At 59.0% G+C, this 13,122-nt stretch carries 9 protein-coding genes; 4 read left to right on the forward strand and 5 right to left on the reverse strand.

What is annotated here, in order from left to right; genetic code table 11:
• On the forward strand, positions 1-935 hold a 935-nt coding region (locus ACMLHG_RS12975; RefSeq protein ID WP_417170760.1), incomplete at its 5' end, for a helix-turn-helix domain-containing protein.
• Positions 936-949: 14 nt separating this feature from the next.
• On the opposite strand, the gene ACMLHG_RS12980 is transcribed toward ACMLHG_RS12975, so the two are convergent.
• Positions 950-2,017, reverse strand: coding sequence for a serine hydrolase domain-containing protein (locus tag ACMLHG_RS12980; RefSeq protein ID WP_295808892.1), 1,068 nt, complete (start codon positions 2,015-2,017; stop codon positions 950-952).
• Positions 2,018-2,220: 203 nt separating this feature from the next.
• Between ACMLHG_RS12980 and ACMLHG_RS12985 the strand changes: the two genes are divergently transcribed.
• From ACMLHG_RS12985 to ACMLHG_RS12995, 3 genes are all read left to right on the forward strand, one after another.
• Complete coding sequence (locus tag ACMLHG_RS12985; RefSeq protein ID WP_294433001.1) at positions 2,221-3,060, forward strand: helix-turn-helix transcriptional regulator; 840 nt, start codon at positions 2,221-2,223, stop codon at positions 3,058-3,060.
• A gap of 103 nt (positions 3,061-3,163) precedes the next feature.
• The gene (locus tag ACMLHG_RS12990) at positions 3,164-3,958 is read left to right on the forward strand and encodes a type II secretion system protein (RefSeq protein ID WP_294433002.1); all 795 of its coding nucleotides are present in this window, start codon (positions 3,164-3,166) and stop codon (positions 3,956-3,958) included.
• Positions 3,955-6,816: a polysaccharide lyase family 8 super-sandwich domain-containing protein gene (locus ACMLHG_RS12995; protein WP_417170761.1), complete on the forward strand. Its 2,862-nt coding sequence runs from the start codon at positions 3,955-3,957 to the stop codon at positions 6,814-6,816. The genes ACMLHG_RS12990 and ACMLHG_RS12995 overlap by 4 nt, the downstream gene beginning before the upstream one ends.
• Positions 6,817-6,915: 99 nt before the next feature.
• On the opposite strand, the gene ACMLHG_RS13000 is transcribed toward ACMLHG_RS12995, so the two are convergent.
• From ACMLHG_RS13000 to ACMLHG_RS13015, 4 genes are read right to left on the reverse strand one after another with little or no spacing between them, the layout of a single operon-like run.
• Positions 6,916-7,560, reverse strand: coding sequence for a GDSL-type esterase/lipase family protein (locus tag ACMLHG_RS13000; protein ID WP_295808899.1), 645 nt, complete (start codon positions 7,558-7,560; stop codon positions 6,916-6,918).
• A complete protein-coding gene (locus ACMLHG_RS13005; RefSeq protein ID WP_417170762.1) occupies positions 7,557-11,222 on the reverse strand; it encodes a carbohydrate binding domain-containing protein in 3,666 nt (1,221 codons plus the stop codon). Before ACMLHG_RS13005 ends, ACMLHG_RS13000 begins: the two co-directional genes overlap by 4 nt.
• Before the next feature lie 43 nt (positions 11,223-11,265).
• On the reverse strand, positions 11,266-12,039 hold the full coding sequence (locus ACMLHG_RS13010) for a prepilin-type N-terminal cleavage/methylation domain-containing protein (protein ID WP_417170763.1): 774 nt from the start codon (positions 12,037-12,039) through the stop codon (positions 11,266-11,268).
• A gap of 10 nt (positions 12,040-12,049) precedes the next feature.
• Positions 12,050-13,048 (reverse strand): LacI family DNA-binding transcriptional regulator, encoded by a 999-nt coding sequence (locus ACMLHG_RS13015; protein ID WP_294433008.1) that lies wholly within the window; start codon positions 13,046-13,048, stop codon positions 12,050-12,052.
• Positions 13,049-13,122 lie beyond the last annotated feature (74 nt).

Here is a 13,122-nt window from a genome sequence, read left to right on the forward strand (position 1 = left end):
AAATATATGAAAAACAGTATATGCGTCCGCTTTTTGATCTATCGCCGTTTCTGAATCAGAAGGTCTCCGTCGAGCGGTATGACGGCAAAGGATATGTCGTCTACGCCTGCGGAAAGGACAAATGGATTGAAAGGTACTGGAAACACTTCACCACCGAACCACGCCCGGCGCTCTATGCCACCTTCTGTTCTCTCATGCTGTGGAACGAGTTCCGCTACATCCGGCGGTTCCATCAGCCGTTTCTCTCCATCGAATACATCATGGAGGGGGAGCTGTGGTTCCGGAGCGGCAAGCGCGCTTTCGCCGCCGAAAAGGGCGATCTCTGTCTGCTGCACCGAAACCGCAACCACGATTACTATTTTCAGCCGGGGAAACCGACCCGCCTCATGACTTTCGTCCTGCACGGTTCCGGGCTGACGCCGCTGTTGCAACACCTGAATCTCGACCGGACCGATGTGTTTTCTCTGGATGCCGACGAACGGATGACCGAGATTTTCGACAGGATAAAACCATTTATCCATGAGTCACTTCAGGATCCACGCAGCGGTGAGATCAACGCGGGTGTCTGTTATGAACTGCTGCAGTTTCTCGCCCATGCTCACCAGCCCGGGCCGCTGCCGCAGGATATGTGCGCCATCCGCGATTTTCTGGAAGAAAGCGCGGCCGGCCCGTTGAAGATGGCGGAAGTGGCGCGCCGCTTTCACCTTTCGCTGCCCACGCTGAACCGCAAGTTCCAGCAGACCTTCGGAATGACGCCGTACCACTACCGGCTGGAACAGCGCATGCAGAGAGCCGAAGAGCTGCTGATGCAGACCACTCTCCCGATCAAGGAGATCGCGTTCCGGCTCGGCTATACGAAACCACTCTATTTCTCCGCCGAGTTCCGGCGGCTCCGCGGCATTTCCCCCGGGAGCTTCCGCAACGACCGGCGCTGAACCTCCGCCCCGGCCTACCAGTGACGGACCGGCAGCCCCAGAAGCGACGCAATCCGGTCGCGCAGCGGATGATTGGGATGAGCCGGGTCCACCTTGTTCTTGGTGAATCCCAGCGCGAGGTGGCGGCGGCGATCCAGCAACCCCTCCGAACCGATGGCGCCGCCATGGCCGATCAGCCCGGAAACATCCTCCGGGAATCCGGCGGCTACGTAGCCGAGCCCGAAATGCGCCCAATCCGTCTCCGGGCGGAAGGGATCATCGGCCGCCCGGCGGGGAATCGCCGCATTCTCCAGCGTTTCCGGCCGGAGCAGGCGCACGCCGTCGATCTCGCGCTCCAGCGCGGCGTAGTGCCGGGCGACGGCACGGGCAGTCATCACCCCGTTGAACGACGGGATGCAGCTGCGCAGAATTTCCGGCGACGCGATCAAAAGTGCGTGACCAAACTCCCCGCCCACCCGGGAGGTATCCAGCGGCGCCATCCGCGCTTCCGCCTCATCGGATATGCCGAAGAAGATCTCCCGCTCCATTCCGAGCGGACGGATCACCTCGTCGGTGAGGATCTGTTTCAACGGCCGGCCGTCGGCGCGCACCAGCGGCTCCCCGGCCAGCCAGGCGTAGGAAAAGGACTGATACCGGCAGCGGGTGCCCGGCGTCCACTCCGGACGCATCGCGGCCATGCGGCGGCACATCAGATTCCAGTCCGCCAGTTCGGCAAAGGAGGCGTGCTCCGGCGTCATGAACAAACCGGAACGGTGGGTCAGCACATGCCAGAACAGCAGATGCTCCTTCCCTTCGCAATCGAATTCCGGCCACAACTCGCCCAGCCGGGTGGAGTAGGCAAGCGTTCCCTTTTCCACCATCCGGTGAATCGCCGTGGTAAAGAGTCCCTTGCCGACGGAGAAGACCGGGAACAGCGTATCGGGTTCGACTTTCCGCCGCCGGTCCGGCGCAGTGTAACCGGAACAGAGATCGGCGACGAGTTCGCCGTTTTCGTAGATCGCCAGCTGACAACCGCACTCCAGCCCGCTTTCCGTCGCCTCATCCAGCAGTTTCTGCAGTTGAAGAATCGTCGTTTTTTCCATCACACGCCCCCGCTTTTTCATTAAAAAAAAATTTGTTATACTATAGATGAAACCCGAGGAAATACAAACAGAAATCACGCAGACGAAAATGATAAAACGCCCTCGCAAATAAGCCCCGATGCCGCGTCTGTGCTCCCGGACGGCATTTGACAAACCGCCTGTCGAATGATATACTTTCCCCGGATGCAACGAAAGGCAAATTCATGGAATTCTGGAGAATCGAACTGGCGGAATGTCCGCGCCTCGTGGAGTTTCCCTACAAACTTCTTCGCGTCGGCTCGTTCCGCGACTGGAAACCGGCGCGGGTTGGACCGTTCCGGTTCCAAAACGAACTTCAGATCAGCCTCCGTCTCGGCTCCGAGGCGGAAACGATGGAGAATTTCATCAATGACACCCGCACCACCAACCGTTTCCCGCATGTCCTGTTGAAACTGCCCGGCGACCAGTACAGCGGCGACTGCGCCAGCCCGTGGGATGCCGTTACCTTCACGTACCCCGCCGACCTGTACGGAGAACTCATTCTCGCCAAGAATCTGGAGAGGATTCCGTGCTGGGACTTCAAGATGACATCTGAAATCGCCATCCTGTTGCGCCGGATTCGCACTCTCATGAAACATTCGCAGGAAAAGACGGTTCCGGACCGCCTGGATCTTCTGGCCTTCCAACTCTTCGAGGAGCTGGTGTTCCATCGCCTTCTCGCGCAGGATACTCCGGATTACATCGAAGCGAAGATACGGAAAATCGCCTCCGAGTTTCAGCTCGACTTCATGGATGCGCTCGATCTGGAACAGGTCGCCCGCCGGAACGGAATGTCCCGCAGCACCTTCTTCCGCCACTGGAAACGCTGTTTCCAGGAGCCGCCGGCAAAATATCTGTTGAATTTGCGCCTCAAGGAATCCATCCGGATGCTGACGGAAAGCGACAGCAAAATCCACGAAATCGCCCGCGCCCTCCATTTTCGGGACTCCGCCTATTTCTGCGCCGTCTTCAAACGACGCTACGGCATCTCCCCGATGCAATACCGGAAACAACCGTTTCTGTGAGACAAAATCAATATTTTTTTGAGACGCTCCCATCTTGCGCTTTTTCTGTTTCCAAGGTATAATAAAGAGAGAAAAACAACAGAAAGGGCCCTCTTTCATGGAAATGTTGATTCCAACCGGCTTCCGTGCAAACGGTGTTCCCCGATTCACTCTGATTGAACTGCTTGTGATAATCGCGATCATCGCGATTCTGATGGGGCTCCTGCTGCCGGCGCTGAACAGCGCCCGCGAACGGGGGCGCTCGATCACCTGTCTCAACAACCTGAAAACGATCGGTCTGGCCAGCAACATGTATGCAGGCGATTCGGATGATTATTTGCCGGCCAACCGCGGCAAGAGCCAGGGGGAGACCTCAAGCTACTATTACTTCAACCATCTGATCGGCCCCAATCCGGCATTTCCCGACGACCCGTGGAACGGCCGGAACATCGTCAACGGGCACTACCTCAACGTACCCGTCCTCGCCTGCCCCTCCCAGCAGGCGCTCGGTTTCAACGCGGTGGACGGCAGTTCGAATTTCTGGACGCAGTACACCCATTATGGCATCAACACCCATTTCTTTACCTCGGAAGCCGGCGTATACCGCAAATTGACCAGCATCCGTTTCCCCTCCGCAAAGTTGATGATCTGCGACACATGGGCCATCACCGGAACCATGTTGAATGTCACCAGAGGACGTTACCGGTTCTATTTCGATGACACTACGCTGGCCGGTTACGGCTGGGTCGCCGGACGCCACGCAGGCCGTGCCGGATTCGTCCATCCGGATGGCTCCGTCACCACCTACCAGATTACCCAACCATATGCAGCGCCCTGGGAAACTCCGCTGATCCACTATGTTTCCACCAACGACGCAAACACAAAAAAATACCACCTCTACGGAGCTCAGGAACGATGAATCGTCTCGCCCTTTTCCTATGTTTCATCGCCTTCACGCTCGCCGCGGGCAACGAACCGCTCGTGCTGCTGCGAAACGGCACCTTCACCCTGCCGGTACGCGGACGGACGGAACTGCGTCAAAGCGGCGCCCCGGCCCGGCTGTGGCACCCTTCGGCGAAAAACAGCCTGTTCTTCGACTGCGCCCAGACGCCCATCGACCCCGGGGAATATTACACCTTCTCTCTGCTGGCTCGGACAGAAGGCGATGATCCGGTCAAACTCAGGATCCAATTCTCCGCCGACGACGGCACGCAGGGGCGGAAATACCTCACCATTCTGCCCGACACCGGCTGGCGCCGCTACCGGATTCGCGCCGACGAGCTCCGGAAAATTCTCCACGGCAAATCCATCTGTTCCATCCGCTTTTCGGTGAATCAGCCCGGCCGCACCCTGTTTCTGGACGATATCCGCTTTTCCCCGCGGGAACTCAGCGCGCGAATCCCCGATCTGCCGCCGGTGACGGCCTCCACCAGTTTCCCCGCTCACACCGACGACGCCATCATCCGCGCCTGTCTGAACGACCCGGAATACCGGAAGAAGATGGCGGCCATTGAGAAACTGCGGCAGCGTTATGCCGCGCAATGGAATCATCCGCGCAACCGAACCGCCGACGCCCAGGCGGAATATGATGCGATCCATCCCGACGGCTCCATCGCGTCGCTCTCTCCGGAGAAGGTCCGCCAGCGGGAACGGGCGGGCAAGAGCAATCGCGGAGACCATGAGGGTGTGATGCGCCAGATTCTGCCGGAGGTCTCCCGGATCGCCCGGCACTGGAAGTACGGACGCGTCGACCGGACGCTCGAAAACAGCAAAAAACTGCTCCGGATGTTCAACTATTACCTGTCGATGGAGGCGAACCGGCTCGGAGAGCACGAACGTTGGGTCACGACCAGTTTTTACGCGCCGGCACTCGCAGCGAACGCCTATTTCACCTTTTTTCGCGAGATGGAAGCGGTCGAAAAAGGAACCGAACAGAATCCGGAACTGGTTCTCCTCAACCAGCTTTGCCGGGAAATCGTCGCCTATGCCTTCGTCTACCCGGACTACAATCGCCCCGGTCCGCTGCTGACCACCCGGTGTTTTCGGTTTCACGACGCCTGGACCGGCGGCAATTTCGGGTACCGCAACCTCTACGAAGCCGCGTTGATCTGCCGGAATCCCCGCATGATGGATCTGATCGCCGAAATCAGTCGCGACGCCCTCAGCATCACCAGCTTCCAGACGCGGGATTCCTCCTTCTGGCGAGAGGGGCTCACCGCCGACGGCGGCGGATGGGGACATGGCGAAATTCATTATCTCTTCCGTTACCCCGCCGACGGCGTCCGCGGCATTGTCCGCAATCTGCTCCGGCTGAAGGGAACGCTCTGGGATAACGAGATTTCAACCGCGCAATACCGTCTGCTGGTGGAATACCTGAAAACCTGTCTGTGGTTCTGCCTGGAACCGGCGAAATACGGTCCGACCCTGACCGTTCCGGACCGGGAGTGCATGCGCTGGACGCCGGACGGCGGATTCCTCTCCATCGACGTGCTGCTCTCCATCGCACAGCCGCTGGCGGAGCTCCTGCCGGCAAAGGAAACCGAGTTGCGACACGAACTCGACACCATCCTCCGCATCTGCAAAGGCGAAGAACCGGAATACACCGGAGTCCGCTTCTGGTGGAACAACGACGATCTCGTCATTCGCCGAAAGAACTGGTTCGCCGGCGTCAACATGGTTTCAAAACGGACGATCGGCGTGGAAACCGCGGCTCTGGCCAGCATCAAAACCGATTATTTCGCCGACGGCGCCACCTGGCTTATGAAACACGGAGCCACTTACACCGTTGCCAAAGGATTCTTTCAAACCTGGGCGGTGCCCGGCACCACGGTCCGCGCCAGAGAGATCGAGCACACCGACACCGCCTGGCGGGCCTATCGCGGCACCTCCGGATTCGCCGGGGGCGTGGCGGACGGCGCATACGGGTGCGCCGCCTTTCTCTACGGCAAACAGCCCATTCGCACTGCACCCGATCCGGCACTGTACGGCGTGACCGCCCGGAAAAGTTACTTCGCCTTCGACGACCAGCTGCTCTGCCTCGGCGCCGATATCCGCAACGAAAAACCGGAGCTGCCGGAACCAATCGTCACTACGATCGACCAGACCGAATGGATAACCCCCGCCGAAATCGAAATCGACGGAGTCATCGCCCGCAAACAACCCGGAGAAACGTTCCATCTTACGGGCAAGAGCGGCGCTGTCTGGCAGAATGGAATCGGCTATCTGGTAATGCAGGGCGGCCCCATGACGGTTTCCGGCGAAACACGCCCGGAACGCTGGCTGGAATTCAACCGCAGCCGGAACAGTCGTCAGAAGAACCGCCCGAAGCAGGCGTCGATTTTCCAGATCACCATCGACCACGGCCGCGCGCCGGCGGGGGGCAGCTACGCCTATCTCGTGGACTTCGAAGTGAAAAACCTCGCGGAACTGCAGAAGAAGTATGAGAATTCCCCGATCCGGATTCTCGCAAACAATGCGGAAGTTCAGGCGGTTTACCATCCGGAACTCAAACTGCTCTACGCAATCTTCTACCGCGCCGGAGCCAGCTTCCGGAACGGGGACGATCTCTGGCGGGCAAATACGCCGGCAATCATGATGCGGAAAGAGGATGGAGACGGCACCTGGCGCCTGCTTGCCGCCGACCCCGAACAGGACGTAAAAAAACAGGAGGCGGTGTTCACCGTCGAGCGGGGAGGAAAACGTTCGACATACACGGTTGCTCTGCCGTCCGTGCCGTACTGCGGCAGAGCCGGGGAACTTTCGTTCAAGAGTGAGTAATACGGCGATTTTGCCGACGTTCCCCGGGAATTTTGAACGCCGGCAGTGCGAAACAGATCACACCGCCGGCGGGAATCAGTCAGACATGGATACCCGGGATCAGCTTTCCGGCATCAAGGCGCGACGCACCACTTTTGACGCCTCCCGGTAGGCCTCGAAGGTCCAGTGAGTCCCGTCCGGCCGGGCGTATTCCGCAGCAAGCTGCCCGGTCGAGTCGCGGAGCACCGAATGCAGATCGATGAATCCGGCAAACTCCCGCTCGAAAATCTCCCGGTTGACCCGGTTGAGCTCCACGATCTTATCCTGGTACTGGAACCGGTTCCAGGCGTCCGGACTGCGCAACGGCGCGATGCTGTTGAGCCACACCTCGATGCCGCGCTCCCGCATCAGCCCGGCAACATACTTGAGCCGGTTCACGGAGTCGTTGAACTCCCGCTCGATCCCGTTGATGCCGATGTTGATCACCACCCGCCGCGGAGCGTTCGGGAAGATGTCCTCATCCAGCCGGAAGTAGAGCCCGTTGATGTTGTCCCCGCCGATGCCGCGGTTGAGGTGCGAAAGCTCCGGAAACGCCTCCGCGGTCGGCCAGATTTCAAAGATCGAGTCCCCGTAAAAGATCGTATCGACCGGACCGTGTTCCAGCGTCCGCCAGCGGACAATGTCGTGCCAGCGCTCGCGCGTTTCAAAAAAGGCGTAGATTGCATCCCGGTCCTGTTCCGAGAAAAGTTCATTTACCGGCATCATTTTGCCACCTCCATAATCTTTGCTTCTCCATATGCGCCGGGATCTTTCCCGTCGGCGATTCCACCGAACCATTCCAGCCAGTGGCGCCCCGCGCGGTCGCGGTCATTGACCAGAACACTCAGCCGCAGTCCAAGGCCGGGACGGTACCGGATGTTCAGCGTCTCCCAGGGAATTGCCACGCGATACAATAGCACACCGTCGTCAACTTTGCAATGGGAAACAATTCCCGGCACCGGAGCGGCCAATGCCATCCGGTTGAGATTCATGCTCGCCCAGACCCACGAACGGTTGTCGGCGGAGACGCCGAACTCGGCGTAGGCGGTCTCCTGAATCCCATCGTTGTTGGCCCGGAACATATCCGCCTGCGGCACACTGATCCCGATCTGCAGAGAATCGCCGTTCCAGAGCGAAGCATCATCCTCGGCGGGCAGAAATTCCCGGTCTTTAACCTCACAGCCGAGATAGAGGTATGTTTCATCGCAGGCCAGACGGAGCTTCCCGGCCGGACGATCCACCTCGCCCTTGAGCGCATGGCGGCTGAAAGTCCCGGTCTCCAGCGCATAGGTTCCGGCGGCCGGCCACTCTTCGACCGGAAGCGACACCGCATCGCGGCAGTAAGGAATCCGGACCGGCAGCGGGTTGCCCGGCAACGCCACCCGGAACGGATTTCCGGCCGCCGGAATGAGCTGCGCTTCATATCGGGTCGGCCGGGCGACAACCGCCGCCTGCGGAAGCGCGAGCACCGTCCGCTCTCCCACCCGGGCGGAACCGGAACCGATCACCTTGCCATCCTCGGCGACAATCTCCACCTTCGCCTGACGTTCCTTCGGATCGTTGGCACGCAACACGAAGGAGAGGGCCGGCATGCCGTCCTTTTCGGCCGGTTTCACCTCGGCCACAGTCAGCTTCGGCAGGATCTCCAGCGTCTTCTGCCAGATGTAACGGGTGGAACCTTTCTGTTTCAGCATGAGAAAGAGATCGCACTCACCCGGCGCAGCTTCTGGAGAAACGGCAAGGCGCACCGTCCAGTCACGCCCGCTGCCGGAAAGCTGCGCTTTTCCCGCCCGGAACGGCTGAAGCTGCAGTTTCGCACCGGCGGCAAGATGCTCCGGCAGCTGAATCTTCACCGTCAACGCTCCGCCGGGCACCGCGGCCAGCTTCTCCGGCGTGAAAACCGCATCGAACCGGCCGGCGGCAAACTGGTCGAGCGTACCGCCGAAAATGTAGGAGGGGCCTTCCCCGAGTTCCAGACGGAGAATGCCGTCCGGACATTTCACGCGGGAACGGCGGCCGCATACTTCCACAATTTCCGCCTCGGGAGCCTGAAGCGCCAGCTGCATCTGCACCGGCTCCGGCACGAGCGAATAGGCCACCAGCATCGGCTTGCCCCCTTTTTCAAAGAGCCAGACCCGCATGGTCTTGCCGACGTTGAGTTCACGCAGCAGCTTCGCGTCATAGAGCATCCGTGACGCGGTCGCCCAGGCGGCGAAGGAGGGTTTCGGCTGGTAGACTTTGCTGCCCGGCGCCTGTTTGCGGATCAGGGCGAAATCCAGCTCGCGCTGTGACGTTGCCTCGTTCCAGAGGCCGATGTGCCAGACGCACGCCTTGAGGTTGGTGATCGTGAAGTTGAGGAGCATCACACGGGCGAGATAGGCGGCCTGCTGATACTCGGTCACCTCCCCGCCCGGCTTGGTGGAGTAACCGATTTCGCTGATGTACATCGGCACCGGATGCCCGGCGATGGCGGAGAGTTCGCGGTTGAGCCGGTTCAGCGTCTCAACGTATCCGGCCAGATCAGGATTCTGCGCGCCGGGAATGTAAGGGTGAAGCATGACTCCGTCGATCAGCCGGTCCACACCGTGGTTCCGGTAGTAACCGAGGTACTGGTTGTACTGATTGGCGTTCATCGGGTTGATACAGATACCGGCAATCGCCGCCTGGGGGTCGATTTTGCGCACGATCCGGCTTTCGAACCGGATGATGTCCATCACGTCCTCCATGGTGCCGTGAAAGTTTTCACCGACCATCGGTTCATTCTGCGTCTCCCAGACCTGCACCAGTCCTTTGCGGGAGAGGATCTCCTTTTCCAGTTTCTTTTCCAGCTCCGGCCACTCCTCCTCTTTGACCGGCACCATCTTTTTGAAGGGATTCAAGATGTTCATGCACCGGATGATGTTGATCGGCTCGCGGGCAGCGATCTTCTCCGGCGTCGGCTCCGCCGCCTGAAAATCCTTCTTCTGGAAGATGGTGAAAAAGAGCTGGCGGTCCCACTTCGCGCCGCCGAGCCGCCGGAGTTCCGGATTCAACCCGCCCCATACGCCGAAGGCCGGCTGGGGAGTCGAATAGTAATCCTCCGGGAGAGGTGTGGTGACCGCAAAGGTGGTAGTGGCCTGCTTGACGCGTTTGCCCTCTTCGATCACCTCGGCAGTGACGGCGTAATAGCCGGGCTCGGAGATCTCGATCGAGAGTTCCGGCCTGCCCGGCTGTGATTCGGCGGAAAAAAGTTCCCGGCCGAGTGCATCGCACCCGCGGACCTTCAACGTTCCCGTTCCGGCTCCGTGTGAAATCTGCAGCGGGAAACCCTTTTCAAAGATCCGGATGTCGCCGGGAAACTGAAAACTTATTCCGTTATTTTTTTTTTGAACCGCAGGTGCGGTTTCAATCTGCAGGTTGTCGAGGGAAATGGAGCCGGGATTCGCCCCCGGTTTCACGTGCCAGTAGAACATCAGGTTTTCCACCTTCGTTCCCCGCCAGTCCTCCGGCAGCGGCCCGATCTCATATTCGAAGGTCTTGTACTCCTTCTCCACCGGAACCGGTTCGGCGAACCGCTTCTGTTCCCCTTTCGGCGAGAAATAGGCCAGCGGCGTTTTTCCCCGCATCAAAATGCCGAGCTTGAGCTGCGGACCGTTCTCCGGCGTGGAACTTTTCGCATCAAAACGGAGCGTGTAAACCTCGCCCGGCTTCATCGGAATCCCCTGCGCGAGATCGACGGTCTTGTCTGTCGGAGTGATTTTCAGGCTTTTGCGCCCGTGGCTGGCGTCACCGGCAACCACTTCCGCACATTTGCGGCGATTGACCCAGTACTGCGCCAGCCCCTGCTCAAACGAACCGTTCTTCAAAATTGAGGTTGCCGAGGTTTTCGCCGCCGCCTTGAGTTCGACGGAAAGGTTGTCGAGATTGACCTTGCCGCCCTCCTTGCCGGTGACGTTGAAATAGACCATCAGTTTTTTGACCGGATTGCTGCCGACCGTTTCAGGGAACGGTCCGAGTTCGATGTGGAAACGCTGGAACTCCTCCGTGAGCGGAAACGGTTTTTTGAGCTCCGGATCGCTGAAAAACTGCAACGGCTTATTTCCCTGCAGCATGATCTGCAACCGCAGTTCGGCATCGTTGCCCCGGGCGTCGAAACTGATCTTGTAATACTGGTTCGCTTCGAAATTGATCCCCTGCACGACGCTGACCGTCTTGCCCGGAACGACCCGGATGCCGAGACTCTGCTTCCCGTCGGACGCTTCCCCGGGCTCCACCCGCGCGGCGGAGGCGTTGTTGATCCAGTATCCGCTGGTTCCCTGTTCGAACGAGGGGTTGCTGAATGCGGGCGCGGCTTGAAGCGCCGCACAGGCGAACATCGCGCCGCCGGTCAGTAAGAGAGAACTCTTCATCTTCTGCTTCCTTTCTTATTTCATCCTTTGGAAATCAACACTTTCAATAATCGGAGCGGACGGGGACGACATCGCTGACATACCATTTGTTCGGTTGAGGGAAGATATCGTGCATCTTTTCCGAACTGATACCGCGGGCACTGCCGTCGAGGAATCCCAGGTTGGCCAGCCGGTTATGATGGCAGGAGATGAACCCCTCCCCCTGTATGTTCCAGCTCATGATGGAAAAACTCTTCCAGGGATTGTTGCCGATTTCGTCATCCCCTTTCCGCGCATCCACTCCGTCGCCGAGCAGCCAGACCCGGGAGGGGGAGTTTTTCCGCACCTTGCTATTGGTGTAAACATTGACATACAACCCGCCGGGATTGCCGATTTTGGAACCGTCACGGGTGATGTCACGGTTGAACCCGTAACTGTAGACGGCGTCACTGTTGTTTTTCCAGGGCCGTTTCTCCGTCTGGTTCGGGCAAATAAAAACATCGCTCACCGGCAGATATTTATCCTCCGCCAGCAGATTGGACCAGAAGAAATTGGGCCGGAGCTGAGCCGCCATCATGAAGCCGCGGTAGTTGTCCGCATAGACCAGACAGGCCATCGTGCACTGCTTGATGTTGTTGAGGCACTGCGTCGCCTTCCCGCGCGCCCGCGCCTTGTTCAGAGCAGGCAGCAGCATGGCGGCCAGTATCGCGATGATCGCGATTACAATCAGAAGTTCGATAAGAGTGAACACACATCGCTTCCCGTCAACCGGGCTGAGCCCGGTAAACGCCATTCCATTCCGACGGTCGCCCTTCTTCACGAGAGTGCATCCTTTCATTTTTGACTCCTCAACGGGTTGAATTTCGAGGTATGACACGGGTTGGAATTATGACATCGCGCCGTTCCATATTTCCAGTACTTGAAATACGCTCCAGCAAAAGCCGGGCGGCGGCGACGCCGGTATCGAACGGAGACTGTTCCACTGTCGTGAGGCGGGGGCGTACCAATTCGCACAACGGCAGGTTGCCGAAACCGGTCACGGCGACCTCTTCCGGCACTCGAAGTTTGAGATCCCACGCGGCATTGAGCGCCTCGCGGGCGAGATAATCGTTGAAGCAGACCAGCACCTCCGGGCGGTCGGAACGTTCCAGCAACGCGCGGGCGGTATCGTAAGCTCCCCGGAAGGAACCGTCGGCAACGGTGAGCAGCGAGGCATCCACCGGGAGGTTGTGCTCGAACATCGCCTCCAGAAATCCCTGACGACGCTCCGCACCGGAACTGGTTTCAGGGAAGGAAATTACTCCGAAACGGCGATATCCTTTCCCGATCAGAAAAGTCACCAGATCATGCATTCCGCGGCGGTTGTCGCAACCGACATAATCGAAGTCATGCCCCGGCCAGTGCTGGTCGATCGCCACAATCGGGCAGTGGATCGTACGAAGTTCCGCAAGCCGGTCGCCGGGCTCCGCCGATTCCGGCGGAAACAACAGGATGCCGTCCACCCGCCGACGGGCAAACCGGCCGAGCAGTTCAACATTGTCCTTGACCAGCTTATCCCACTGGATCACAAAGGAATCATAATTGTTTTCATGAAGGATCTGCTGAATCCCCTCCATCACCTGACCGGCGAACTGGCAGCAGAAGTTGTTGTAGGCGATCCCGATACTGCGGCTCTGCCCGGTCTGCATGCACTGCACAGCGGCATTGGGCTGGTAGCCGTATTTGCGCGCCACCTCCGTCACCCGCTCCACCGTCGCACGCCGGATTGCCGGATTTCCTTTCAACGCCTTGGAAACGGTCGATTCGGAAAGTCCGCAGATTCTTCCTATCTCTTTCAGGGAAATCATCGTGCATCACCTGCCTTTTTTTCTCTCTGTGTTAATTATACTCAAAAAAAATAATATTTCAAGTACTTGACATA

The organism is Victivallis sp., from assembly GCF_048170485.1.
GTDB lineage: Bacteria > Verrucomicrobiota > Lentisphaeria > Victivallales > Victivallaceae > Victivallis.

Excerpts from the sequence above, each read along its gene's own strand:
- ACMLHG_RS12980 (WP_295808892.1), bottom strand. The coding sequence starts at position 2,017 with ATGGAAAAAACGACGATTCTTCAACTGCAGAAACTGCTGGATGAGGCG.
- ACMLHG_RS12985 (WP_294433001.1), top strand. The coding sequence starts at position 2,221 with ATGGAATTCTGGAGAATCGAACTGGCGGAATGTCCGCGCCTCGTGGAG.
- ACMLHG_RS12990 (WP_294433002.1), top strand. The coding sequence starts at position 3,164 with ATGTTGATTCCAACCGGCTTCCGTGCAAACGGTGTTCCCCGATTCACT.
- ACMLHG_RS12995 (WP_417170761.1), top strand. The coding sequence starts at position 3,955 with ATGAATCGTCTCGCCCTTTTCCTATGTTTCATCGCCTTCACGCTCGCC.
- ACMLHG_RS13000 (WP_295808899.1), bottom strand. The coding sequence starts at position 7,560 with ATGATGCCGGTAAATGAACTTTTCTCGGAACAGGACCGGGATGCAATC.
- ACMLHG_RS13005 (WP_417170762.1), bottom strand. The coding sequence starts at position 11,222 with ATGAAGAGTTCTCTCTTACTGACCGGCGGCGCGATGTTCGCCTGTGCG.
- ACMLHG_RS13010 (WP_417170763.1), bottom strand. The coding sequence starts at position 12,039 with ATGAAAGGATGCACTCTCGTGAAGAAGGGCGACCGTCGGAATGGAATG.
- ACMLHG_RS13015 (WP_294433008.1), bottom strand. The coding sequence starts at position 13,048 with ATGATTTCCCTGAAAGAGATAGGAAGAATCTGCGGACTTTCCGAATCG.